A 24788-nucleotide genomic window follows, 5' to 3' on the forward strand; every position below is an offset into this window, starting at 1 on the left:
GCCCCCCGCCCCCCCCCCCCCCCCCCCCCCCCGCCCGCCCCCCCCCCCCCCCCCCCCCCCCCCCCCCCCCCCCCCCCCCCCCCCCGCGACCACGGGGACGACGGCGAGCACCAGCAGCGCCACCGCGCCGGTGCCCCCGAGCGCGAACACGGCGAACACCGGCAGCGAGGCCAGCTCCATGCCCAGCCCGGCCACCGACGTGACCGTCGCCCGCCGCGGCCCGGTGATGCGGTCCTGCAGCCGGGCCTCGGCGACGACCAGCACGGCGCAGTACAGGCCGTAGAAGACGGCGACGGCGGCCAGCGCGGCCGGTCGCGCCCACAGCGCCGCGGCGCCCAGCAGCAGCCCGGCCAGCACCAGCAGCGCGAGCAGCCACCGGGTGGCCAGCCGTCCGGCGCGGCCGCCGAGCGCGGCACCGACCGCGCCGGCCAGGGGGATCGCCAGCGTGGCCACCGGGACGGCGGTGGCGGGGACACCCCACGCCCCGGCCATGAGCGGCCAGTACTCCTCGACGGCGTCCAGCCCGCCCAGCAGCGCGGCGGCCACCACGACCGCGCGCAGCGCCCGGCTGCGGCCCACGTCGGTCACGCCGGACCACAGGGTGCGGGCGAACCCCACCACCTCGGCCACGCCGTCGCCGTCCGGCGGCCGCGGCGGCTCCGGGAACCGGGTCGCCAGGGCCGCGGTGACCAGGCAGGTCGCCACGCTGGCCCAGCCCACGAGGGGGTAGCCGCCGAGGGCGAACAGGCCGGTGGCGACGAACGCCGTCGGCACCTGGGCGGCCAGCGTGGCCGCGCCCATCCAGCCGTTCAGCCGGGCGTACGAGTCGCGCGCACCGGCCGCCTCGAGGCCCTCGTAGACCAGCGCCTCGGCCGCGCCGGAGGCTAGCGCCCCGCCGACGCCCCAGAGCACGAAGCCGGCGGCGAACGACCACGTCTCGGGCACCGCCGCCCACAGCGCGAACCCGGCCGCCTCGAGCAGCGAGGCCAGCACCAGCGCGCCCCGGCGCGACCAGCGGTCGGCCAGCGCGCCGGTGGGCACCTCGGCGACGAACGCGGTCACCGACCACACCGCGAACAGCGCCGAGATCTCCGCCTCCGACAGCCCGGCGTCGGCGAACAGCAGGGCGTAGAGGGGGTACAGCGGCACCAGGGAGTCGGTGATCGACCAGGCGAGCGCCAGGCGGGTGAGCGAGCGCGCCGGTGCCGGGGTCAGGGGTGCGCGGCGTCAACGGAACGGCATGGCGGGCACGCTAGCGCCGGTCGGCCGCCGCCCGCACCCGGTTTCCTGGCCCGGCCGGGCCACGGGTTGGCCCGGGTGGACGGCACCCCCCGGGCAGGAGGAGGCTGACGTCGCCGTCGCCACCGAGAGGACGTGCCACCCGTGACCGCACCGTCGATCCCCACCGCCTGCCGCACGACCGTCGTCCTGGGCTTCCTGGTCGTGCTGGCCGTCGCCGGCTCACCGGGGTGGCTCGCCACCCTGCTCGGCGTGGCCCTGGTCGCGGTGTGGGCCGCTCCGCTGGTCGTCCGCCGCCACCACGTGCTGCCCGTGCCGGCCGAAGCCCCCGCCGAAGCGGTCTGACCCGGGTCCGGCTCAGGTCAGCTCGACGATCGCCTCGATGCCGAGCCACAGGCCGAACAGGAAGAACAGCACGGCTGCACCGATCGCGATGACCCTCTCCGGCAGCCGCTTGCCCAGCGCCCGGCCAACGACGATGGCCAGCGCGTCGGCGGCGACCATGCCGAGCGTGGAGCCGAGCCAGGTGCCGAACCAGCCGTAGTCGGTGGCCAGGGTGATCGTCGCCAGCATGGTCTTGTCGCCCAGCTCGGCCAGGAAGAACGCCGTCCCCACCGCGATGATCGCCCGCTTGCCGGCCCGGTTGACCTTGTCCTGCTCGTCGTCGGTGAGCTCGTCGCCGCGCAGGGTCCAGAGGCCGAACGCCACGAAGGCCAGCGCGGCGGCGAGGTTGATCCAGCCGGTGGGCAGCGCGGCGCCCAGGCCGTAGCCGATCGCGACGGAGGCCAGGTGGACGATCGCGGTGGCGATGGTGATGCCGACCAGCACCGGCCACACCCGGAAGCGGGTGGCGAAGGTCAGGGCCATGAGCTGCGACTTGTCCCCGAGCTCGGCGACGAAGATGACGCCGAAGGAGACGAGCGTGCTGACGAGTACTGCGTCCACGGAGCGGGTCGGGCCTCTCTGGTCCGGCCGGGGCGAGACGCGAGACCTCGACCCGGCACGTGCTGCCTGGATCGAAGGTCTCGCCCGCCCCGCCGGAACGAGGCCGCGCGGCCGGACCGTCCGCCGGGAGGACCGGCGGGAGGTCAGTGTGTCGACCGCGACATTGGGGGCTACTCCCCTTCGCTGCGGTCCAGACTAGCGCCCGGACGGCCGCGGATCACCGTGACGGTGGACTCACCGCGCGTGTCAGCGGGCCGGCGGTTGGTCGCCAGCAGGAACGGCGCCGCCCACACGCCGACCAGCAGCAGCCCCAGCAGGGCGGCCAGCCAGCCCGGTCGCCCGGCGACGGCGAGCACCAGCACGTAGCCGCCGACGACGACGGTCCGGGCGACGACCCGGGTGGTGAGCGGATGTCCCACGGCGCCCCTCCCGGGTCAGGGCACGGACAGCTCGGTCGCGGGGACCGAGATGCCGTAGTCGCGGATCTTGCGGTAGATCGTGGCCCGCGACATCGCCAGCCGGCGGGCCGCCTCGACCTTGTTGCCGCCGGCGTCGAGCAGCGCCTCGACGATGGCGTCGCACTCCAGCGCCTCGAGCGGGCTGAGCATCCGCTTGGTGGTGGAGCGGCACTCCGGCGGCAGGTCGCGCACCCCCACCACACCCGAGCGGCGCTTCGCCACGACCTTGCGCAGCACGGCGACGAGCTGGTCGACGTTGCCCGGCCAGCGGTTGTGGGTGAGCACCCGCATCGCCTCCGGCGAGCAGCTCACCGCCCCGTGCCCGAGGCGGGCGAGCAGGTGCGGCACCAGCTCGGCGAGGTCCTCGAGCCGGTGCCGCAGCGGCGGCACCGGCAGCGTGCGCGGGAAGGCCGACAGCAGCCCGGCCAGCTCCGGGGCCGGGTCGTCGGCGGCCGGCCCCGCGGTGGCCACCACCCACGGCCGGTCGGAGTCCGTGGACTCGCGCAGGGGCTCGAGGACGTCGGCCAGCTCGGAGAGCAGCGGGCGGGGGACCCGGTCGACGTCGGTGAGCACCAGCGTGCCGCCGTCGAGGGTCAGCTCGTCGGCGACCTCCGCCAGCCAGTCGGGGCCGGCGTCCTCGCCGCGCAGCACGCGCAGCCGCCCGGCCGGCGTCCGGGCCTGGTGCACGGCGCGGGCGAGCGTCTCCCGGCCCGACCCCGGCTCGCCCTGCAGGACCAGCCACTCGCCGGCCCGCTGGTGGCGGTCCACCGCGGCCAGGCACTTGGTCCACGCCGGGCCCGAGCCGACGGCGACCGACGGCGGCGCCGGCACCGGCCGGACCGCCCGTGCCTCGGCCGCGGGGGCCGTGCTGATCACCTGGACGTCGAGCACCCCGCCGACGACGCCGCTGGCGCTCACCGTCGGCCGGCAGTGCACGCGGGCCGTCCGGCCGCTGGGCAGGTCGATCACCAGCGGGTGCCGCCGGCCCTGCACCAGCGCCTCGCCGGCCTCGGCGAGCAGCGGCTCCTGGTCGGCCGGGTCGAGCAGCTCCCGGGCGCGGTCGTTCATCATCAGCAGGTCCTCGCCGATGGCGAGGACCGGACCCCGGTTGCGCCGGCAGGCCACCAGGTAGTCGTTGAGGACGGCGAGCTCCCGCTGCCCCGAGTGCTCCAGCAGCACCTGCTCGATGCGGCGGGTGAGCGTGCCGGCGGTGGCCACCAGCAGCGGCCCGGCGTCGCGCGACCAGCAGGTCAGGTCCACGACGCCGAGCACCTTGCCGGTCACCGGGTGGCGGATCGGCGAGCCCGCGCAGGCCAGCTCCTCGAGGCCCTCCACGTAGTGCTCGGAGCCGAACACCTGCGCAGGGCCGCGGGCCTCCAGCGCCGTCCCGATGCCGTTGGTGCCGATGAACTGCTCGGCGTAGCTGAACCCGGGCGCGAGCCACACCCGGTTGAGGTGCTGCTCCAGGCCGGAGTCGCCGGTGCGCCGGCTGAGGACGACGCCGTCGACGTCGCAGAGGATCACGCTCACCGGCTCGGTGGCGAACAGGTCGGCGACGTCGCGCAGCACCGGTTCGGCGGCGCGGGTCAGCTTGGTGTCGTCGTCGGCGCCCGACTCGCACGGCAGCTCGATGGAGTCGGGGCGGACCCGCCAGAGCCGCGAGCGGGTCCAGGAGGCGAGGATCTCGTCGCGCACCACACCGGGGGCGACCGGCTCGTCGACCAGGAACAGCGACCGGGCACGGGCGACGTCCCCGACCGGGGAGCCCACGGCGAGCCGGGTCGCCGGTTGGTTCGACACGGTCACGGCCGGCTCCCTCGACTCTGAAGGATCGAGCTCCACCCACTCTAGGGAGACCAAGGTCGGGGGCCCAGGGTGTGGCGGACGTCTCATATTGAGACCACGAGCGCCCTGGCGAGCCACTGTGATCCGTACCACGAGGAGCACGGTGCAGGGGGCACCGCGCCGCGCCCCTCGCCGCCTCCGGGGCCGTCGCGCCCGCGTCCGTCGCGGCTCCGAGGAACCGAGAACGCGCTGCCGCGCGGCAGCAGCCGACCGAGAGTTCCCGCCCCGATCGTGAGGAGTCGACGTGAGTCGACAGAGTCTGGCGAAGGCCCACCAGAAGATCCAGGAACTGGCCTGGGAGCCCGTCTACCACGAGCCGTACATGAAGTACGGCACGGACTACACCTTCCGGAAGGCGCAGAAGAAGGATCCGCTCAAGCAGATCCTCCGCTCGTACTTCCCCATGGAGGAGGAGAAGGACAACCGCGTCTACGGCGCCGAGGACGGCGCGATCCGCGGCAACATGTTCCGCCAGGTGCAGGAGCGCTGGCTGGAGTGGCAGAAGCTGTTCCTGTCGATCATCCCGCTGCCGGAGATCTCGGCGGCCCGCTCGATGCCCATGCTGTTCCACGTGGTGCCCAACCCGGAGCTCCACAACGGCCAGGCGATCCAGATGATCGACGAGGTCCGCCACTCGACGATCCAGCAGAACCTCAAGCGCCTGTACATGAACAACTACATCGACCCGGCGGGCTTCAACAACAGCCTGCGGAACTTCCACAACGACTACTGCGGCACCATCGGCCGGCAGTTCGCGGAGGGGTTCATCACCGGGGACGCGATCACCGCGGCGAGCATCTACCTGACCATCGTCGCCGAGACCGCCTTCACGAACACGCTGTTCGTGGCCATGCCGGCGGAGGCGGCGGCCAACGGCGACTACCTGCTGCCCACGGTGTTCCACTCGGTGCAGTCCGACGAGTCGCGGCACATCTCCAACGGCTACGCCACCCTGCTGATGGCGCTGTCGGACGAGGGCAACCGGCAGCTGCTCGAGCGCGACCTGCGCTACGCCTGGTGGAACAACCACGCCGTGGTGGACGCCGCGATCGGCACCTTCATCGAGTACGGCACCAAGGACCGCCGCAAGGACCGGGAGTCCTACGCGGAGATGTGGCGTCGCTGGATCTACGACGACTACTACCGCAGCTACCTGGTCCCGCTCGAGAAGTACGGGCTCACCATCCCGCACGACCTGATCGAGGAGGCCTGGAACCGCATCTGGAACAAGGGCTACGTGCACGAGGTCGCGCAGTTCTTCGCCACCGGGTGGCTCGCCAACTACTGGCGCATCGACCCGATGACCGACGAGGACTTCGAGTGGTTCGAGCACAAGTACCCGGGCTGGTACGACAAGTACGGCAAGTGGTGGGAGAACTACGCCCGCCTGTCGGTGCCGAACGGGCACAAGCCGATCGTCGGCGAGGACGTCGACTACGTCTACCCGCAGCGCTGCTGGACCTGCATGGTGCCCTGCCTCATCCGTGAGGACATGGTCACCGCCGAGGTCGACGGGGTGCACCGCACCTACTGCAGCGAGACCTGCCGCTGGACCGACGTCGAGGCCTTCCGCCCGGTGTACCAGGGCCGCGAGACCCCGAACATGGGCCGGCTGGTCGGGCACCGCGAGTGGGAGACCCTGTACCACGGCTGGGACTGGGACAAGGTCGTCGAGGACATGGGCTTCGTCCGGGACGACGGGAAGACGATGACGGCGCAGCCGCACCTCGACCTCGACCCGAAGAAGATGTGGACGACCGAGCACCTCAAGCGGCTCGGCCCGTTGCTGAGCCCGAACGTCCTGTTCAACGAGATGACCGACGAGCAGCGGGCGGCGTTCGTCGCCGACTACAACCGCCAGGGCCCGGCCGGCCGGCCGGCCCCCGCACCGAGCGCCTGAGCGCGGGTCAGGCGAGGGGGAGGGTCGGGTGCCCCCCGGCCCTCCCCCGCCTCCCGCAGTCCCCTGCCCCCGGGCCGACCGGTCCGGGGTGCGACCAGCCACGTCCCTGAACGGGGAGGGCCATGGGCGAGAAGCACCGCGTCCGGTTCGAGCCGGTCGGCATCGAGATCGAGGTCGACAGCGAGCAGACCATCCTGCGCGCCGCCGCCGAGCAGGGCGTCCAGCTCATGCACGGCTGCAAGGAGGGCCAGTGCGCCTCCTGCAAGTCCTTCGTGCTGGACGGCGAGGACATCGAGCTGGACAGCTACTCGACCTTCGCCCTGCCCGAGTTCGAGAGAGAGGAGGGGCAGACGCTGCTCTGCCGGGCGCACGCCTACGAGGACCTGGTGATCGAGCTCCTCAACTACGACGAGGAGATCATCGCCTCGGGGCTGCCGCTCCGGCAGGGCACGGTCGAGGTGGTCGCCAACGACCCCGTGACGCACGACATGCGCCACCTCGTCGTCCGCCTGCTGGAACCCGAGGAGATCAAGTACTTCCCCGGCCAGTACATGGACTTCCGGGTGCCCGGCCACGACGCGACCCGGTCGTTCTCGATGGCGAACACCCCCAACCGCGAGCGGATCTTCGAGTTCGTCATCAAGGTGTACCCCGGCGGGCTGTTCTCCGGCCTGCTGGCCGACCGGATCGCCCCGGGGGACCGGCTGGACGTGGAGGGACCCTTCGGGGCCTTCCGGCTCCGCGAGAGCAGCGGCGCCGACCTGCTGTTCGTGGGGGGCGGCGCCGGCATGGCGCCGCTGCTGGCCCTGCTGCGGTCGATGGCCGAACGCGGCCTCGACCGCCCGGTGACCTTCTACTACGGGGCCCGCACCGTGCGGGACCTGTGCTTCCAGGAGGAGCTCACCAAGCTCGGCGAGCAGCTGCCCGGGCTCACCTTCGTCCCCGCGCTGTCCGAGCCGGCCGAGGGCGACGGGTGGGACGGCGAGACGGGCCTCATCACCGACGTCGTCGCGCGCCGGGAGAGCGACCTGTCCCGGGTGGACGCCTACGTCTGCGGTCCGCCACCGATGGTCGAGGCGGCCGTCGCGACGCTCACCCGGCTCGGGCGCAGCGAGGACCACATCTTCTACGACAAGTTCACCACCACCGGTGAACCGGAAGGCGAGGACTGACCGACCATGACCACCACCGAGCCCCGAGTCGCCGAGGTACCCGTGCGGCCGGAGCGGAGCGTCCCGCGGGTCAGCTTCACCGACGCCGAGGCCGGGGCCAAGGAGTTCCCCGACTCGAGCGCGGCCGCGCGGCGCTACAACTACTACAAGCCGGCCAAGCGCAAGCAGACCCACTACGAGGACGTCACCGTCGAGGTGCAGCCCGACCCGCGGCACTACCTGTCGCAGGGCTGGATCTACGGCTTCGCCGACGGGTCCCGCGGCTACCCGCTGACCTGGACCAAGCTCAAGGCCTGGGGGGTGGACCGGCCGGAGCCGGAGCGCGGGGTCGGGACGGGCGGTGGCGGCAAGGACCTCGACTGGCCGGCGCACGGCTGGCACGAGTTCCGCGACCCGAACGAGGAGTGGGAGCAGACGATCTACCGGTACAACGCCAACGTCGTCCGGCAGGTCAACCAGAACATCGAGAACGCGCGCAACGCCAAGGCGTTCGAGCAGTGGAGCAAGAACTGGGTCACGTTCGTCGAGCGCAGCGTCGGCGCCTGGATGCACGTCGAGCACATCCTGGGCCTCTACGTCTTCGCCGGGAACGAGCGGTCCGGCCCGACCAACATGCACAACACCGCGATGGCGGTGAACAGCGCGCACAAGATCCGCTTCGCCCAGGACCTGGCGCTGTACAACCTGACCCTCACCGAGGAGGTGCCGGGCTTCGACGGCACCGCGCACCTGGCCGCGTGGAACGGCGACGCCGAGTGGCAGGGCGTCCGCGAGGTCACCGAGGCGCTGCCGGCGATCGAGGACGACTGGGGCGAGGCCATCTTCGCCACCAACGTCGTCTTCGAGCCGCTGATCGGTGAGCTGTTCCGGTCCGGCCTGGTCATGCAGGCCGCGCCGGGCAACGGCGACTTCGTGACGCCGACGGTGATCGGCGCGGGCGAGTACGACTACGCCCAGCGCGACCTGCGCTGGACGCAGGCCTGCTTCGGCCCGCTGGTCCAGGACCCCGAGTTCGCCGACCACAACCGGCAGCTCATGCAGGGCTGGCTGGAGCACTGGGTGCCGCGGTGCCTGGGCGCGGCCCGGACCCTGCAGCCGCTGTGGTCGCAGCCCGACGCCCGCCCACCCCGCTTCGAGGACTCCCTCGACCGCGCCAAGAACCGCTTCGCCGGGATCCTCAGCGACCTCGGCCTGGAGACCCCGAAGGAGCTGGCCCAGTGACCACCACGGCATCGACCGAGTTCGGCGCGGCGAACAAGACGTCGTCCAACCTCTGCGGGATCACGCTGATGAACGACCAGGTCGGGCACGTCATCGCCGAGGTGATGAAGGAGAAGCCCGGCGTCCGCGTGACCTACCTGCCGTCGATGATCCGGGTCGACGCCGACGTCCGGATGGACTTCGTCTACGACGAGCTCGCCGAGGCCCTCGGCGAGGAGGCCGGGTCGTTCACCTCCGCCGACCTGGAGGAGAGCATGTCGACCCACTACGGCCGCATGGTCCACGAGGACGACCGCACGATCATGTTCGCCAACCCCGAGGACGCCGCCGAGTACATCGGCTTCGACCTCAAGGCCCTGCAGAAGGGCTGAGCACCTCCCCCTGCCGCCGGCCGGCCACCGCGCCGGCCGGCGGCGTCCTTCCCGGCCGACGTCGGCCGGTCCCACCCGCGCACAGACCGTCCCCGCACGTCCGGCTCCAGGGAGGAACCCATGGCCAAGGAACTGCGTTTCGGCGCCGACGCCCGGCAGCTGCTGCAGGCAGGCGTCGAGCAGCTCGCCGCCTCGGTGAAGAGCACGCTCGGGCCGAAGGGCCGCAACGTGATCCTCGAGCGGATCACCGGCTCGCCCGAGGTCACCAACGACGGCGTCACGATCGCCCGCGAGATCTACCTGCGCGACCCCTTCGAGAACATGGGCGCGCAGCTGGTCAAGGAAGCGGCGATCAAGACCAACGACACCGTCGGCGACGGCACGACCACCGCCATCGTGCTGGCCGACGCCATCGTGCGGCAGGGCATGACCGCGATCCAGAGCGGCGGGAACCCGGTGCTGGTCAAGCGCGGCATCGACGTCGCCGTCGCCCGGCTGGTCGAGCACCTGGGCGGGGTCGCGCACCCGATGCGGACCGAGGACGACTTCCGCCGGGTGGCGTCGATCTCGGCCAACGACGACGAGGTGATCGGGGACGTCGTCGCGCGGGCGCTCTACGCGGTCGGCGACGGCGGCGTGGTGACCGTCGAGGACTCCGCCGTCCTGGGCATCGACGTGGACTTCGTCGAGGACTTCGAGTTCGACAACGGCTACATCTCGCCGTACATGGTCACCGACCTCGGCCGGCTCGAGGCGGTGGTCGAGGACTGCTACGTGCTGCTGACCGCGCACAAGATCACCGACGTCAAGCAGCTGATGCCGGTGCTGGACAGCATCATGCGGGCGCCGAAGCCGCTGGTCATCGTGGCCGAGTCGGTCGAGGGCACCGCCCTGCAGATGCTGGTGCACAACCACGTCAACGGGATCTTCCGCTGCGTGGCGATCCAGGCCCCCGGATTCGGCGAGAAGCGCATCCACCTGCTCGAGGACATCGGCGCGCTCACCGGCGGGCAGGTGCACTCGCGGGCGTCGTCGTTCGCCCTCGAGCAGATGACGACGGCGCACCTGGGCCAGGCCGACCAGATCCGGGTGACCAGCGACCGCACCGTGATCATCGGCGGGCACGGCGCGGCCGCCGCGCGCGAGCAGCGGCTCTCGCAGCTGCGCGCCGAGCTGGAGCGGGCCACGATCGGCACCGACCAGGACTTCCTCTCCGAGCGGATCGCGCGGCTGTCGGGCAAGGCCGCCGTCATCCGGGTCGGTGCGCCGACCAACGCCGAGGCCAAGGAGATCCGGCACCGCGTCGACGACTCGCTGCAGGCCACCCGCGCCGCGATGGCCGAGGGCATCCTCGCCGGCGGCGGCTCGGCGCTGCTGCACGCCGAGCCGGCGCTGTCCGACCTCGACGTCTCCGGCGACTACCGCACGGGCGTGGAGATCGTGCGCAGCGCGCTCACCGAGCCCGTGCACCTCATCGCGGCCAACGCCGGCTACGACGCCGAGGAGGTCGTCAAGCAGGTGTCCTCGATGGCGGTCGACGAGGGCTTCGACGCGCTGCAGGGCCGCTACGGCAACCTCGTCGACCTCGGCGTCATCGACCCGCTGCGCGTCGTCCGCTCGGCGCTGCAGAACGGCGCCTCGGTGGCCGGGCTCGTGCTGACGACGAACTCGCTGGTGGCCGAGGAGCAGACGCCCTGGAACAAGTCGCTCATGACCGAGTTCGGCCAGCTCGACGAGGGCATCCCGCAGCCCTCGCCCGACCCCAGCACGCCGCAGTCCCTGGGCCTCGGCCCCTCCATGGGCTGAGCCCCACCTCCGCTTCCGGCGCCGAGAGCAGGACCGCTCTCGGCGCCGAAAGCGGCCGGTGGCCGTGTCTCAAGTTGAGACGCACGCCACAGCCGGGGATCCGTACGTTGCCGTTCACGAGGTCGCCGAGCCCGAGGAGCGCGCATGCGAGCCGTCCGCGTCCACCGCTACCACGAAGACCCCTCGATCGACGACATCGGCGAGCCCAAGCTCCAGGGCCCGCTGGACGTGATCGTCAAGATCGGCGGCGCCGGCGTCTGCCGCACCGACCTGCACATCCTCGAAGGCCAGTGGGCCGAGATCCAGAACCCCGAGCTGCCCTACGTGATCGGCCACGAGAACGCCGGCTGGGTGCACGAGGTGGGCGAGGGCGTCACCAACGTCGCCGTCGGCGACACGGTCATCCTGCACCCCCAGCCCAGCTGCGGGCTGTGCGCGGCCTGCCGCCGCGGCGACGACATGCACTGCGAGAACGCCTTCTTCCCCGGGCTGTCGAACAACGACGGCGGCATGGCCGAGTTCCTGCGCACCACGGCGCGGGCCTGCGTGAAGCTCGACGCGGGCACCAACCCGGCGGACGTCGCCGCGCTGGCCGACGCCGGCATCACCGCCTACCACGCGGTCCGCAAGGCCGTGCCGGTGCTGCACCCCGGGACGACCGCGGTCGTGCAGGGCGCCGGCGGGCTGGGGCACATCGGCATCCAGTGCCTCAAGGCGCTCACCGGGACCCGGGTCGTCGTCGTCGACAAGAACCCCGACGCGCTGAAGCTGGCCGGTGAGATCGGTGCCGACGACACGGTGGTCGCCGACGGCGACCACGTGGCCGCGGTCAACGACCTCAGCGGGGGCGGGGCGACGGTGGTGTTCGACTTCGTCGCCGAGCAGGGCGCGGAGATGGACGGCTGGCACATGACCGGGCCGGGCGGCTCCCTGTACGTCATCGGCTACGGCGGCGAGCTGCGCATCCCGACGCTGGAGTTCGTGGCCGGCGAGAAGAACGTCGTCGGCAACATCGTCGGCACCTACTCCGACCTGGCCGAGCTGATGGTGCTCGCGCAGGCCGGGAAGGTCACCCTGCACACCCAGCAGTACCCCCTCGACCGGGCCGTGGACGCCCTGCACGACCTCGACGCGGGGAAGGTGCGCGGCCGCGCCATCCTCGTCCCCTGAATCCCCCTGCACCGCCCCTTTTCCCCGCCGCAGCGACGCGAGAGGTGTGTCCCCATGTACGAGAAGGACGGCGAGAAGTACTTCGTGGTCGACAGCCACATCCACTTCTGGGACGCGAGCCGGGAGAACTGGATCGAGGGTCGCGAGCAGTACGCCAAGGGCTGGATCGACTGCTTCTTCGGCTACCACCAGCTGGCCCCGCCGGAGACGCACTGGGACTACGAGCACTACCTGAAGGTCAGCGAGGAGGACTTCGTCCGCGACGTCTTCGAGGAGGGCTACGTCGACGTGGCCGTCTTCCAGTCGACGTACCTCAAGGAGTGGTACAAGGACGGCTTCAACACCCTCGAGCGCAACGGCGCGCTGGCCCGGAAGCACCCCGGCCGGCTGATCACCAACGGACGCTGGGACCCCCGCGACGGCGACGCGGGCCTCAAGCAGCTCGAGGAGGAGGCCCGCGAGTGGGGCCTCAAGGGCGTGAAGCTCTACACCGCGGAGTGGAAGGACGGCTCGCGCGGCTGGAAGATGACCGACCCCGAGGCCTCCCGGTTCCTGGAGAAGTGCCAGGAGCTGGGGATCAAGAACATCCACGTCCACAAGGGCCCGACGATCTGGCCGCTGGACAAGGACGGGTTCGACCCCACCGATGTCGACCGGGCCGCCTCTGACTTCCCGGAGCTGAACTTCATCGTCGAGCACGCCGGGATCCCGCGGATCGAGGACTTCTGCTTCATGGCGGTGCAGGAGCCCAACGTGTACGCGGGTCTCGCCGTCGTCATCGGCGGGCTCATGCACGCCCGGCCCAAGTTCTTCGCCAAGTGCATGGGTGAGCTGCTCTTCTGGGTCGGCGAGGACCGCATGACCTTCGGCAGCGACTACAACATCTGGACGCCGAAGTGGCAGGTCGAGGGCTTCGTCGACTGGCAGATGCCCGACGACGACGCGTTCACCGACTACCCGAAGCTGACGACGGCGACCAAGAAGAAGATCCTCGGGCTCAACGCCGCCAAGCTCTACGACATCGAGGTGCCGGCGGAGTGCCAGATCCCGCCGGAGGCCGAGGGCACGCCGGACGACCAGCGGGTGGCCGACCGGACCCTGGCACCGGCGGAATGACCGACACCGCCGCCGGCGTGTGGGCGGCGCTGGGGACGGTGCTCGACCCCGAGCTCGACGAGCCGATCACGGCTCTCGACTTCGTCGCGTCGTGCGCCGTCTCCGGCGACGGGGTCGCGCACGTCCGGCTCCGGCTGCCCACGTTCTTCTGCGCACCGAACTTCTCCTTCCTCATGGTCGCCGACGCCTACGACGCGGTGTCGGCGGTGGAGGGCGTCACGCGCGCGGAGATCGTGCTGGAGGACCACCACGCCTCGGGCGAGATCAACAGAGGGGTCGCCGCGCACGCCGGGTTCGTCGAGACGTTCACCGGCGAGGCCCGGGCGGAGCTCGACGGGTTGCGCCGACGGTTCCTCGAGAAGGCCGTCGTCGCCGGGCAGGACCGGGTCGCTCGTCCGTTGGTCGATGCCGGCGTCGGCCCCGAGGAGCTGGCCACGCTGACCCTCGGCGCGGTGTCCGGTTCACCGGATCTCGACCGGCTCCGGGAGCGCAGGGCCGCGCTCGGCCTCCCGGACGGCGACGGCTCGCCGCTGCTGATCCATCCCGACGGCAGCCCGGTCACCTCCGACCAGGTGCCGCTGCACCTGCGCCGGGCCCGCCTCACGCGCCTGAGCATCGAGAGCAACGGGGAGTTCTGCCGCAGCTTCCTCAAGACCCGCTATGCGGACGCGGCCGGCACGGGGTGAGCGGCGGGGCGGGGCGGGCGACCAGCACCCGGAAGAGGTTGCGCAGCCGGTAGGTCCCGATCGCCGTGCGGAAGGGCCGGCACCGCTCCAGGACGGCGGCCCGCACGGCGTCCGGGCCCACCCGCCGCGCGACCGCGCGGCCGAGGCCGGAGCCGAGGAGCGGGCCGACCAGCGCGTCGTCGCCGGCGTAGTCGAAGGGGCAGACCACCTCGTCGAGGCACTCGACCACCAGGCCGGCCCGCTCGGCGAGCGGCCGCGCGTCGACCGCGGGGGACGGCGGTCGCCGTCCCAGCCACGGGGCGAGCGCCTCGCCGAACGCACGCACGTCGCACTGCTCCTCGGGTCCCCAGGTGGTGACGGCGACGACCGCGCCGGCCCGCCCGGCCGCGGCGAGCACCGCGACCGGGTCGGCGACGTGCGCGAGCAGCTGCACCGCGGCGACGACGTCGAACGGGCCGGCCGGCGGGGCCGCCGCGTCGCCGACGAGGAACGTGCCGCCGGGCACCTCGGCCGCGGCGGCCCGCACCGCCGACGGGTCGGCGTCGATGCCGGTCACCACCGCGCCGCGGTCGGCCGCGGCGCGGGCGAACAGCCCGGGGCCGCAGCCGAGGTCGAGCAGCGTGGTGCCGCGGCCGACGCCGGTCGCGTCCAGCACGGCCGCGTGCAGGGGCGCGCCCCAGCCGCGCGGGCCCTCGCTCACGTCCCCGAACCTAAGGCGGTCTGACCGTGCTGGAGAAGGACGCGGCGGTCCGGGCGACCCGCCGGCGCCGGCTGGCGTTGTTCGGGCCGGCCTTCGTCGCGGCGATGGCCTACGTCGACCCCGGCAACTTCGCGACCAACGTCTCGGCCGGCGCGCAGTACGGCTACCTGCTGCTGTGGGTGATCGTCTCGGCCAACCTCATGGCGATGCTCGTGCAGAGCCTGTCGGCGAAGCTCGGGCTGGCGACCGGGCTGAGCCTGCCGCAGAACTGCCGCAAGCGGTACCGCCGTCCGGTGGTGCTCGGCCTGTGGGTGCAGGCCGAGCTGGTCGCCATGGCCACCGACCTGGCCGAGGTGATGGGCGGCGCGATCGCGCTGCACCTGCTGTTCGGGCTGGACCTGTTCACCGGCGGGGTGCTCACCGGCGCGGTCGCTTTCCTCCTGCTCGCGCTGCAGACCCGCGGCGACCGGCGCTACATCGGCGCGGTCACGGTGTTCTTCGCCGTCATCCTCGTCGCGTTCCTCCTGCTGGTGCTGCGGGTCGACATCGACCCGGCGTCGGTCGCCGGCGGCCTGGTGCCGCGCTTCGACGGGGTGGCGAGCCTCGTGCTGGCCACCGGCATCCTCGGTGCCACCGTCATGCCGCACGCGATCTACCTGCACTCGGCCCTCGTCCCGAGCACCACGACGGCGACGACGGTCGGCCAGCGGCGCCGGGCGCTGCGCGCGCAGCGGATGGACGTCACCGCGGCGATGAGCCTCGCCGGGCTGGTCAACGCCTCGATGCTGATCGTGGCGGCCGCGCTGTTCGCGGGCTCGTCGATGGCGGGGACCGACACCCTCGAGGGCGCGCACGCCGGCTTCGGCAGCGCCCTTGACGGCTCGGCGGCGCTGCTGTTCGCGCTGGCGCTGCTCGCCTCGGGGTTCGCCTCCACCAGCGTGGGCACCTACGCCGGCCAGGTGATCATGGAGGGGTTCCTGGAGCGGCGGATCCCGCTGTTCCTCCGCCGGGCGCTGACCATCTTCCCCGCGCTGGCGATCCTGGCGCTGGGCGTCGAGCCCACGTGGGCGCTGGTGGTCTCGCAGGTGGTGCTGTCCTTCGGCATCCCGTTCGCGCTGGTGCCGCTGCTGCTGCTGACCCGCCGCCGCGACGTGATGGGCGAGCTGGTCAACCAGCGCCGCACGACGGTGGCGGCCGCCGTCGTCGCGACGGTGATCATCGCGCTCAACGCGGTGCTGCTGTTCCTGCTCTTCTCCTGACGGCCCAGGCATAGGTACCTATACGTGCGTTCTGGGCGGCAGAACGCACGTATAGGTACCTATGCCTGGGTCACCCAGTGCAGGGGACGGCGCAGGCGCCCGGGCAGGCGGGTGCTCGTGCCACCGCGGGCCGAGTCCAGCTGCGCCTGGGTGAGGAACAGCGCGCCGGTGAGGTCGGCGCCGCGCAGGTCCGCCCCGCGCAGGTCGGCGCCGAGGAGGTCGGCCCTGCGCAGGTCGGCGTCGCGCAGGTCGGCCCCGATCAGGTAGGCGCCGCGCAGGTTGGCGCCCCGCAGGTCCGCCCGGCGCAGCCGCCTGCCCGTCAGGTCGGCGCCGCGGTGCTCGCGCCCGCGCAGCCCCGCCCGGGCCAGCTCGCTCGCCCGGAGCAGCAGCTCCCCCACCCCGGCCCGGGCGGCGCCGACGTCGCAGCGCTCGAGCTCCTCGGCGCTGCCGCGGGTGAGCGCGTCCACCTCCTCGTAGGCGGCGCGCAGTTCCACGTGCAACGTCCGCGCCGCGTCGAGCTGGAGCGCCTCGGCGAGGAGGGCCAGCAGCTCGTGCAGCTGCCGCACGACGGGGAAGACGGCGAACACCTGCCGCGCCGTCCCGGGGTCGGTGCGCCAGTCCCGGCCGCCGAAGGTGAGCTGGGTGACCTTCTGCCCGGCGCCCTGGCAGTCGAAGACGGTGCAGCCGGCGAAGCCGCGCTCGCGCAGCTGCGCGTGGATCCCGCAGTGGAAGTCCTCGCCCAGGTTCGGGCAGGGCGTGCCGGCGGGCTTGTCCAGGGCGAAGTCGGCCGACCGCGCGAACGGCAGCGCGACGCAGCACAGGCCGGCGCAGGCGCTGCAGTCGGCGCGCAGATCGGAAGCGGTCACCCCTCCAGTGTCACCCTCCCCCGTGATCAGCCCAGCCCGGGCAGCCACTCCGCCAGGGCGCGGCCGATGGCGTGCGGGGAGTCCTCGGGCACGAAGTGCGACCCCGGCACGGTCACCTCGGTCACCGCCGGCCACTTCCGGACGACGCTCCGCGGCCGCCCCACCAGCAGGAAGCCGGGCTCGGCGTTGAGGAACAGCTTCGGGACGTCGCTGGTGCGCAGCCACTGCCCGTACCGGGAGACGACGTCGCGGACCCGCGGCGGCACGTTCTCGATCGGGATCTGCCGCGGCCACTCGAGCGTGGGCCAGCGGTCCTCCCGCGACCGGAACGGCGCCCGGTACCGCTCGTGCGCCTCGGCCGAGAGCCCGCGCGCCACCGAGGCCGGCAGGATCCGCTCGACGAAGACGTTCTCGTCGAGCACCTTGCGCTCGCCGTCGGGCCCGCGCATCGCCTGGAAGATCCGCCGTCCGCCCTCGGGCCAGTCGGCCCAGACGATCGGCGTGACGATCGCCTCGGTGAAGGCGATCCCGCGCACGCGGTCGGGGTGGCGGGCCGCCCAGTCGAAGCCCAGCGCCGAACCCCAGTCGTGCAGCACGAAGGTGATCCGCCCGGTGGGCACCACGGCGTCCAGCCAGGCCTCGAGGTACGCGGCGTGCGTGGCGAAGGAGTAGGTGCCCGGGCCGGGGTCGGGCAGCTTGGCTGACTCCCCCATCCCGATCAGGTCCGGCGCCAGGCAGCGGCCGAGGCCCTGCACGTGCGGGATCACGTTGCGCCACAGGTAGGACGACGTCGGGTTGCCGTGCAGGAAGACGACGGGATCCCCGGCACCTACCTCGACGTAGGCCATCTCGGCGTCCCGCACCGCCACGCGCGAGCGCTCGAACGGGTCCTCGGGGGAGACGTCGTCGTCGGCCATGCTCGCGATCCTCTCCCGCACGGCTGCCTCAGGCGCGGCGGAAGGTGCCGGCGGCGGCCTCGATGCGGGCCCGGTACGCGGCCCACTCACCAGCCGACCGGTCCGGGAGGTCGGTGTCGGCGGCGCTCGTGCCGACGGCGCCGTCGATCAGCTCGCGGAGGACGTCCGCGTGGCCGGCGTGCCGGGCGACCTCCGCGGTCAGGTGCACCAGGACGGTGTGCAGCGTGGGCCGGCGGCGGTCCTCCGGCCACCACGGCACCGTGCCGACGGCGTCGAGCGGCAGCGCCTCGACGGTGGCGTCGGCGTGCGCGGCGGAGAACCGGTACACCTCGACGACGTCCGCCCGGCTCCCGGCGGCCGTCGCCCACATGTCGGCGTCCGGCTCGCCGCCGTCGTCCCAGGGGTACGCCCGGCCGCCCGGCCGGCCGAAGACGTCGCCGAGGTAGCCCAGCGTCGGCGTCAGCGGCCGCCGGACGTCGTACTCGTCCAGGCCGTCGAGCTTGCCGAGCAGGTCGTCGCGCCGCTGGCGCAGGACTTCCTTCTCGCCCATGCCGGCCAGCCTGGCGCATGCTGCGGAAAGGTGCTTGACCCTGACGTCGCGTCAGGCCGCAGCCTCGGTCCCGTCAACGGAGGGAGGACCCGGTGAACGTGGGCGAGGTCGCCGCGCTGGCCGGCGTGACGGTGCGGACGCTGCACCACTACGACCGGATCGGCCTGCTCTCGCCGTCGGAGCGGACCGCGGCGGGCTACCGCCGCTACACGCCGTCCGACCTGGACCGGCTGCACCAGGTGCTGGTCTACCGCGAGCTCGGGTTCCCCCTCGAGGAGATCGCGACCCTGCTGGACGACCCGGCCGCCGATCCCGTGGCGCACCTGCGCCGGCAGCTCGCGCTGCTCCGGGACCGGCTGGAGCGCACGCAGCAGATGGTCGCGGCCGTGGAGAAGGAGATGGAGGCACGCACGATGGGGATCTCCCTGACCCCCGAGGAGCGGTTCGAGGTGTTCGGCGAGCAGGACCCCGCCCAGTACGAGGAGGAGGTCCAGGAGCGCTGGGGCGAGACCGACGCGTACAAGGAGTCGCAGCGCCGCACGAAGTCGTACACCAAGGACGACTGGCTGCGGATCAAGGAGGAGGGCGCCGACGTCGAGCGCCGCTTCGCCGAGGCGATGCGGTCCGGCGTCCCGGCCGACTCCGAGCCGGCGATGGACGTCGCTGAGGCGCACCGGCAGCAGATCAGCCGGTGGTTCTACGACTGCCCGCCCGAGATGCACGCCGGCCTGGGCCGGATGTACGTCGAGGACGAGCGGTTCACCGCCCACTACGAGCAGGTCGCGCCCGGTCTGGCGCAGTACGTGAGCACCGCCGTCCAGGCCAACGCCGCCCGCCAGGGCTGATGCCCTGGGGGGTGCCTCCCGCCCGCGGGAGGCACCCCGAGGGCCCTCACACGCGGACCAGCAGCTCGCCGTGCGTCATCGACAGCCAGCCGTCGTCGGCGTCGCGCCAGCGCCGCCACGCGTCGGCGATCGCGTCCAGCTCGTCCGGCGTGGCCAGCCCGTAGGCCACGGCCTGCTCGGCGAACGCCGAGGCGGTGGCGCGGCCGGCCCAGGAGTTCCCCCACCACTCGCGCTCGGCGGGTGAGGCGTAGCACCAGGCCGACGTCGTGGCCGTGACGTCGCGCAGGCCGGCGGCGTGCGCCCAGGCCAGCAGCCGCCGGCCGGCGTCGGGCTCGGCGTCGTTGCGGCGCGCCACCCGGTGGTAGAGGTCCAGCCACCGGTCGAGGCCGGCGTCGTCGGGCCACCACACGAACGTCGCGTAGTCCACGTCCCGGACGGCGACGAGCCCGCCCGGCCGGCACACCCGCGCCATCTCGCGCAGCGCCGCCACCGGGTCGGTGAGGTGCTGCAGCACCTGGTGGGCGTGGACGACGTCGAACGAGCCGTCGGCCGCGTCGAGGGCGTAGACGTCGCCGACCGCGAAGGTGACGTCCACCCCGCGGGAGGCCGCCAGCGACCGCGCCTCCGCCAGCGGGTCCGGCGAGACGTCGAGCCCGACGACGCGACCGGGCGCCACCCGCTCTGCCAGGTCGACCGTGATCGTGCCCGGGCCGCAGCCGACGTCGAGCACGTCGAGGCCCGGCCGCAGGTGCGGGGCCAGGTACGCCGCCGAGTTCTCCACCGTCCGCCAGCGGTGCGACTGCAGCACCGCGTCGGCGTGCCCGTGCGTGTAGGTGTCCACGCCGCCAGCCTGCCCGACCGAGTCCACACGGTGGAACAGCCCTCCCAGCATGTGAGATGAGCCGGTGGCGGAACCGGTAGTCAGGTCTCCTCGGCGAGCACCCGCTCGGCGACCATCGCGGCCCGGGCGCGGTCGGCGGGCACCAGCCCGACACGGGTCCGGCGGTCCAGCAGGTCGGCGACGGTCCGCGCGCCCTCCGTCCGGACGGCGAAGCGCAGCTCCCCCACCGTCTCCGGCCGGCCCTCGACCACCGGCTCACCGCCCAGCGCCTCGACCGCCGGCGCCTCGGTGCCGTACCGCTCGACCAGCCGCCGCGGTGCCGCCACCCGCGCGAGCGCCGACCGGGGCGCCGCGCCCACCAGCGGCAGCCGGGCGGTGACCGACCGCGGCGTCCCGCGCCCGAGCCGGGCCACCACCTGGTCGACGGTCTGCTCGGCCATCGCCCGGTAGGTGGTCAGCTTGCCACCGACGACGGTGAGGACCGCTCCGTCCCACGACAGCAGGTGCTTGCGGGAGAGGTCGGCGGTGGCGTCACCGGGGCCCGTCCCCTCCGACGCCGGCAGCACGAGCGGCCGCAGCCCGGCGTAGGCGCCCACCACGTCCGCGCGCTCCAGCGGGTCGGCGAGCACCTGGTTGACGGTGCCCAGCAGCTGCTCGACCTCGGCGTCGGAGGGCTTGGGGTCCTCGTCGCCGGGCGGCCCGGCCACGGGCTCGTCGGTGATGCCCAGGTAGACCAGCCCGCGGGCCTGCGGCAGCGCGAAGACGTACCGGGAGCGCGAGCCGGGCAGCGGCACGGTCAGCGCCGCGGACGGCGACCCCAGCCGCGCCGCCGGGACGACGAGGTGCGACCCCCGCGAGGGCACCAGTCGCACGCCCGGCGCCAGCTGCTGCGCCCACACGCCGGCCGCGTTGACCACCGCGCCGGCCCGGAGCGTCGTCGTCCTCCCGCCGGGCAGGGCGACGTGGACGTCGGCGCCGTCCACCCCGGTGACGGCGGCGCCGGTGAGCACGTGCGCGCCGTGCGCGGCCGCCGTCCGGGCCAGGGCGACCACCAGCCGGGCGTCGTCGGCGAGCTGGCCGTCCCAGAAGACGACGCCGCCGCGCCCGCGGCGCACCCCGGGCGCCAGCCGCGCCACGGTGGCCGGCCGGACCCGGCGCGTCGGTGGCAGCGAGCCCCGCCCGCCGGGCACCGAGGAGCGGATCGCGTCGGCGGCCAGGCCCCCCAGCCCGGCCAGCGCGCTGACCGAGCGCCCGGCGGCGTCGGGGACCAGGAACGGCAGCGGCCGGACCAGGTGCGGCGCGGTCGTGCCCATGAGCACCGCGCGCTCCCGGGCGCTCTCGCGGGCCAGGCCGAGCTCGCCGTGGGCGAGGTAGCGCAGCCCGCCGTGCACCAGCTTCGAGGACCAGCGGCTGGTGCCCGCCGCGAGGTCGGCGCGCTCGAGCAGGGCCACCGACAGCCCGCGGGCCGCCGCGTCCAGCGCCACCCCGGCACCGGTCACGCCGCCGCCGACGACCACCACGTCGACCCGCCCGCCGGCGACGGCGTCGAGGTCACGGGCCCGGCGGGCAGGGCTCAGGGCACCGGGCAGCACTCGGCAGACTGTAGCGATGCCCGAGCAGCCGGAACTGACGATCCAGGGGTGGGGGCCTCCCGCCGCGCCCCCCGCCGACCTGGAGGAGACGCTGCCCAAGGCGGCCCGCCGCTTCCTCAGCCGCGAGCTCGGGTGGACGCCGCGGTCGACGCCGCCGGTGCCGGTGGACGAGATCACGCTGGCGCCGTCCCGGCTGCCCGAGGCGGTGCTCGCCACGCTGACCGGGTTGCTCGGCGAGGGCAACGTGCGCACCGACCGCGAGACGCGGCTGCGGCACGCCGGCGGCAAGAGCTACCTCGACCTGGTCCGGCGGCGCAGCGGCGACGCGTCCGACGCGCCCGACGCCGTCGTCACCCCCGGCAGCACCGAGGAGACCGCCGCGCTGCTGGCCGTGTGCAGCCGGCACCAGGTGGTCGTCGTGCCGTTCGGCGGCGGCACCAGCGTGGTCGGCGGCCTGGCCGGCATGGACCCCGACGACCGCCCCTGCGTCTCGGTCGACCTCTCCCGGATGGCCGGCGTGCTGTCGGTCGACGTCCCGTCCTCGCTGGTGACCGTCGGCCCGGGCCTGCGCGGGCCGGCGCTGGAGGAGGCGCTGGCCCTGCACGGCCTGACGCTGGGCCACCTGCCGCAGAGCTTCGAGTTCGCCACCCTCGGCGGGTACGCCGCCACCCGCTCGGCCGGGCAGCAGTCGACCGGCATCGGCCGGTTCGACGACCTGGTCGCCGGGCTGACGCTGGCGACGCCGACCGGCGTGCTCCGGCTGGGGCACCCGCCGGCCACCGCCGCCGGGCCCGACCTGCTCGGGCTGGCCGTCGGTTCCGAGGGGACGCTCGGGATCATCACCGAGCTCGCGCTGCGGGTCCGCCCCAAGCCGCGGACGGCGCACTACGAGGGCTGGTCGTTCCGCTCCTGGGCCGCCGGCCTGGCCGCGCTGCAGCGGCTGGCCCGGCACGACCTGCTGCCCGACGTCGTCCGCCTCTCCGACGGCGACGAGACGCGGGCCAACCTGCTCATGGCGTCCGGCGCCGGGGCGCGGGCGCTGCGCGGCTCGCTCAAGGCCCGCGGCCGCGGCGACGGCTGCCTACTCGTCGTCGGGTGGGAGGGGCTGCCGTCGATCGTGAAGGCGCGGATGCGCGCGGCCGCCTCGGCGCTCAAGGACGACGGCGCGCTCCGGCTGGGCAAGCGGGTCGGCGAGTCGTGGAAGGCGCACCGGTTCGAGGGGCCGTACCTGCGCGACCGGCTGATGGACGGCGGCCTGCTGGTGGAGACGCTGGAGACGGCGGCCACGTGGACGGCGCTGCCGGCGGTGTACGACGCCGTCCGGGCCGCGCTGCGGGCGTCGCTGGCGCGCGGCGGGGCGCGGCCGCTGGTGATGGCGCACCTCTCGCACGGCTACCCGACCGGCGGCTCGCTGTACTTCACCGTGCTCGCCGACCGCGACGACGCGCTGCCGATCCAGCAGTGGCTCACCGCCAAGCGGGCGGCGACCGACGCCCTGGTGGCGGCTGGCGGCACGCTCACCCACCACCACGCCGTCGGCGCCGACCACCGGCCGTGGCTGGAGCGGGAGGTCGGGCCGCTGGGCGTCGAGGTGCTGCGCGCGGTCAAGCAGCGCCTCGACCCGGCCGGCATCTGCAACCCCGGCGTGCTCCTCCCGGAATGACGCGGAGTCCCACGGCGCGGAAAACGCGGCCGTGGGACTCCGCACGGGGTGCCCGGGATCAGGGGGCGGGTCCTCAGAGGGCGTAGCCGAAGGAGAAGACGCGGTCGGGGTCGACGGCCCGCTTGACCGCCTGCAGCCGCTCCGCGACGTCGGCCGGGTAGGCCGCGGCGACCTCGGCCGGACCGCTGACCTCGCCGAGGAAGTTGACCACGCAGCCGGGCGCCTTCCACGGCTCGAGCGCGGCCAGCAGGCCCTTGCCCAGCGCCGGGACGACGGCGGCCAGCTCGGGCACCGCCGGGCCGATGACCAGCACCTGGAAGGCGCCGTCGCGGCCGGCCACGGCGTTCGGGCTCTGCGGCTGTCGGGCCAGCGCGCCGCCGAGCAGCCGGAGCTCGACCATGATCAGCGGGATGTCGAGCTGCGGGCCGGCCGCGGCGAGGAGCGCGTCGATCGTCCCCTCGGTCAGCTCGGCGAGCTGCATGCCCTTCTCCCAGCCCGGCATCGGGTCCTTGGGGTCCATGTGGATCGAGTCGAACTCGGTCGCCAGCAGCGGGTGGATGAAGCCCAGGACCACCTCGCCGGCGGACCGCATCGGCTCGAGCAGCCGCTCGCCCTCGGCGAAGTCCTCGCCGGAGTAGGCGTAGCGCAGGTGCAGCACGGTCTGCCCGCGCAGCGGCGGCGGCAGCTCCTCCAGCGGCGGCACCCGCAGCAGCGCGATCGAGGTGCTGACCTCCTCGGGCAGGGTCGGCGCCCACTCGCGGAAGGCGTGCAGCACCGCGGCGGCGTCCTTGCCGGCGAAGAAGATCCCGCCGCCGAGCACCGAGCGCACCGGGACCAGCTGGATCTCGATCGAGGTGACGACGCCGAAGTTGCTCTTGCCGCCGCGGACGGCCCAGAACAGCTCGGGCTCCTGCTCGGCGCAGACGGTGCGGATCGCGCCGTCTGCGGTGACCATCTCGACCGAGAGGACCTGGTCGGCGGCGAAGCCGTACCTGCGGCCGAGCGAGCCGAGCCCGCCACCGAGCGTGTAGCCGACCACGCCGACGTCGGACGACGACCCGCACAGGCCGGTGAGCCCGAACGGCGCCGCGGCCTCCAGCACCTTGACCCAGCGGACGCCGGCCTCGACGCGGGCGGTGCCGCGCATCCGGTCGATCGTCACGCCCTGCATGCGGCGGGTGGAGATCATCAGCGAGCCTGCGGCGTTGCGCACCGGCCCGTGCCCGGTGGCCTGGACGGCGACCTTGAGGCCGTGCGCGGTCGCCCACGAGACGGCGGCGGCGACGTCGGCGGCGCAGGTGGCGCCGACCGCGATCGCCGGGGTGTGGGTGACGGCGACGTTGAAGGTGGCGACCTCGGCGGCCATGCCGTCGTCGCCGGCGACGTAGACCGGGCCGTGCACGCGACTGCGCAGGTCGTCGACGTCCTCGGCCGGGATCGCCGGCGCCAGGCTGTCGAGGACGGCGTCGTCCATGGTGACCGGCAGGGACTCGGGCTCGATGAGGCTCATGGGGGGTTTCCCTCGGGAGAGTGCTCGCGGCGCTCCGCCGCGGTGGGGGTCGATCGGGACGGGGAGCACCGTGGCCCCGGCGACTTGACCCGCACTTGCAAGACTCTTGGACGACG

23 protein-coding genes are annotated in these 24788 nt (G+C 73.7%); 12 read left to right on the plus strand and 11 right to left on the minus strand.

Annotated elements, in window-relative coordinates; genetic code table 11:
• On the minus strand, positions 1-1149 hold a 1149-nt coding region (locus ACI8AF_RS15105; RefSeq protein WP_456540543.1), incomplete at its 3' end, for an MFS transporter.
• Positions 1150-1383: 234 nt separating this feature from the next.
• Between ACI8AF_RS15105 and ACI8AF_RS15110 the strand changes: the two genes are divergently transcribed.
• Complete coding sequence (locus ACI8AF_RS15110) at positions 1384-1584, plus strand: hypothetical protein (protein ID WP_456540544.1); 201 nt, start codon at positions 1384-1386, stop codon at positions 1582-1584.
• A 12-nt stretch (positions 1585-1596) separates the two neighbouring features.
• Here the strand turns inward: ACI8AF_RS15110 and ACI8AF_RS15115 are convergent, their stop codons facing one another.
• From ACI8AF_RS15115 to ACI8AF_RS15125, 3 genes are all read right to left on the minus strand, one after another.
• Positions 1597-2184: a TMEM165/GDT1 family protein gene (locus ACI8AF_RS15115; protein WP_456540545.1), complete on the minus strand. Its 588-nt coding sequence runs from the start codon at positions 2182-2184 to the stop codon at positions 1597-1599.
• A gap of 170 nt (positions 2185-2354) precedes the next feature.
• Positions 2355-2603, minus strand: coding sequence for a hypothetical protein (locus ACI8AF_RS15120; RefSeq protein ID WP_456540546.1), 249 nt, complete (start codon positions 2601-2603; stop codon positions 2355-2357).
• A gap of 15 nt (positions 2604-2618) precedes the next feature.
• Entirely contained in the window at positions 2619-4448 is a 1830-nt protein-coding gene (locus ACI8AF_RS15125) for a sigma-54-dependent Fis family transcriptional regulator (RefSeq protein WP_456540547.1), read from the minus strand.
• A gap of 283 nt (positions 4449-4731) precedes the next feature.
• Between ACI8AF_RS15125 and ACI8AF_RS15130 the strand changes: the two genes are divergently transcribed.
• From ACI8AF_RS15130 to ACI8AF_RS15165, 8 genes are all read left to right on the plus strand, one after another.
• On the plus strand, positions 4732-6387 hold the full coding sequence (locus tag ACI8AF_RS15130; protein WP_456540548.1) for a hypothetical protein: 1656 nt from the start codon (positions 4732-4734) through the stop codon (positions 6385-6387).
• A 122-nt stretch (positions 6388-6509) separates the two neighbouring features.
• The gene (locus ACI8AF_RS15135; protein ID WP_456540549.1) at positions 6510-7559 is read left to right on the plus strand and encodes an FAD-binding oxidoreductase; all 1050 of its coding nucleotides are present in this window, start codon (positions 6510-6512) and stop codon (positions 7557-7559) included.
• A 6-nt stretch (positions 7560-7565) separates the two neighbouring features.
• Positions 7566-8780: a hypothetical protein gene (locus ACI8AF_RS15140; RefSeq protein WP_456540550.1), complete on the plus strand. Its 1215-nt coding sequence runs from the start codon at positions 7566-7568 to the stop codon at positions 8778-8780.
• The gene (gene mimD / locus ACI8AF_RS15145; RefSeq protein ID WP_456540551.1) at positions 8777-9151 is read left to right on the plus strand and encodes a propane 2-monooxygenase effector subunit MimD; all 375 of its coding nucleotides are present in this window, start codon (positions 8777-8779) and stop codon (positions 9149-9151) included. Before ACI8AF_RS15140 ends, mimD begins: the two co-directional genes overlap by 4 nt.
• 120 nt (positions 9152-9271) lie before the next feature.
• Positions 9272-10957, plus strand: a complete 1686-nt coding sequence (gene groL, locus ACI8AF_RS15150; RefSeq protein WP_456540552.1) for a chaperonin GroEL — start codon at positions 9272-9274, stop codon at positions 10955-10957.
• A gap of 144 nt (positions 10958-11101) precedes the next feature.
• Positions 11102-12127: an NAD(P)-dependent alcohol dehydrogenase gene (locus ACI8AF_RS15155; protein ID WP_456540553.1), complete on the plus strand. Its 1026-nt coding sequence runs from the start codon at positions 11102-11104 to the stop codon at positions 12125-12127.
• Between the two features lie 54 nt (positions 12128-12181).
• Positions 12182-13243 (plus strand): amidohydrolase family protein, encoded by a 1062-nt coding sequence (locus ACI8AF_RS15160; RefSeq protein ID WP_456540554.1) that lies wholly within the window; start codon positions 12182-12184, stop codon positions 13241-13243.
• Positions 13240-13929, plus strand: coding sequence for an iron-sulfur cluster assembly protein (locus tag ACI8AF_RS15165; RefSeq protein WP_456540555.1), 690 nt, complete (start codon positions 13240-13242; stop codon positions 13927-13929). Before ACI8AF_RS15160 ends, ACI8AF_RS15165 begins: the two co-directional genes overlap by 4 nt.
• Here the strand turns inward: ACI8AF_RS15165 and ACI8AF_RS15170 are convergent.
• Positions 13892-14629, minus strand: coding sequence for a class I SAM-dependent methyltransferase (locus ACI8AF_RS15170; protein WP_456540556.1), 738 nt, complete (start codon positions 14627-14629; stop codon positions 13892-13894). The genes ACI8AF_RS15165 and ACI8AF_RS15170 overlap by 38 nt on opposite strands.
• A 26-nt stretch (positions 14630-14655) precedes the next feature.
• On the opposite strand from ACI8AF_RS15170, the gene ACI8AF_RS15175 reads away from it, so the two are divergent.
• Entirely contained in the window at positions 14656-15888 is a 1233-nt protein-coding gene (locus ACI8AF_RS15175; protein ID WP_456540557.1) for an Nramp family divalent metal transporter, read from the plus strand.
• A gap of 59 nt (positions 15889-15947) precedes the next feature.
• Here ACI8AF_RS15175 and ACI8AF_RS15180 read toward each other — a convergent pair whose 3' ends face one another.
• From ACI8AF_RS15180 to ACI8AF_RS15190, 3 genes are read right to left on the minus strand one after another with little or no spacing between them, the layout of a single operon-like run.
• The gene (locus ACI8AF_RS15180) at positions 15948-16754 is read right to left on the minus strand and encodes a pentapeptide repeat-containing protein (protein WP_456540558.1); all 807 of its coding nucleotides are present in this window, start codon (positions 16752-16754) and stop codon (positions 15948-15950) included.
• A 26-nt stretch (positions 16755-16780) separates the two neighbouring features.
• On the minus strand, positions 16781-17671 hold the full coding sequence (locus tag ACI8AF_RS15185; RefSeq protein ID WP_456540559.1) for a haloalkane dehalogenase: 891 nt from the start codon (positions 17669-17671) through the stop codon (positions 16781-16783).
• 28 nt (positions 17672-17699) lie between these two features.
• Positions 17700-18221 (minus strand): mycothiol transferase, encoded by a 522-nt coding sequence (locus ACI8AF_RS15190; RefSeq protein WP_456540560.1) that lies wholly within the window; start codon positions 18219-18221, stop codon positions 17700-17702.
• A gap of 92 nt (positions 18222-18313) precedes the next feature.
• Between ACI8AF_RS15190 and ACI8AF_RS15195 the strand changes: the two genes are divergently transcribed.
• On the plus strand, positions 18314-19066 hold the full coding sequence (locus ACI8AF_RS15195; protein WP_456540561.1) for a MerR family transcriptional regulator: 753 nt from the start codon (positions 18314-18316) through the stop codon (positions 19064-19066).
• 46 nt (positions 19067-19112) lie between these two features.
• Here the strand turns inward: ACI8AF_RS15195 and ACI8AF_RS15200 are convergent, their stop codons facing one another.
• Complete coding sequence (locus ACI8AF_RS15200; RefSeq protein ID WP_456540562.1) at positions 19113-19907, minus strand: methyltransferase domain-containing protein; 795 nt, start codon at positions 19905-19907, stop codon at positions 19113-19115.
• Positions 19908-19987: 80 nt separating this feature from the next.
• Positions 19988-21499 (minus strand): glycerol-3-phosphate dehydrogenase/oxidase, encoded by a 1512-nt coding sequence (locus ACI8AF_RS15205; RefSeq protein WP_456540563.1) that lies wholly within the window; start codon positions 21497-21499, stop codon positions 19988-19990.
• A gap of 16 nt (positions 21500-21515) precedes the next feature.
• Between ACI8AF_RS15205 and ACI8AF_RS15210 the strand changes: the two genes are divergently transcribed.
• Entirely contained in the window at positions 21516-23162 is a 1647-nt protein-coding gene (locus tag ACI8AF_RS15210) for an FAD-binding oxidoreductase (RefSeq protein WP_456540564.1), read from the plus strand.
• Positions 23163-23235: 73 nt separating this feature from the next.
• Here the strand turns inward: ACI8AF_RS15210 and ACI8AF_RS15215 are convergent, their stop codons facing one another.
• Positions 23236-24672 (minus strand): FAD-binding oxidoreductase, encoded by a 1437-nt coding sequence (locus ACI8AF_RS15215; RefSeq protein ID WP_456540565.1) that lies wholly within the window; start codon positions 24670-24672, stop codon positions 23236-23238.
• Positions 24673-24788 lie beyond the last annotated feature (116 nt).

The organism is Blastococcus sp. SYSU D00669 (genome assembly GCF_054050715.1).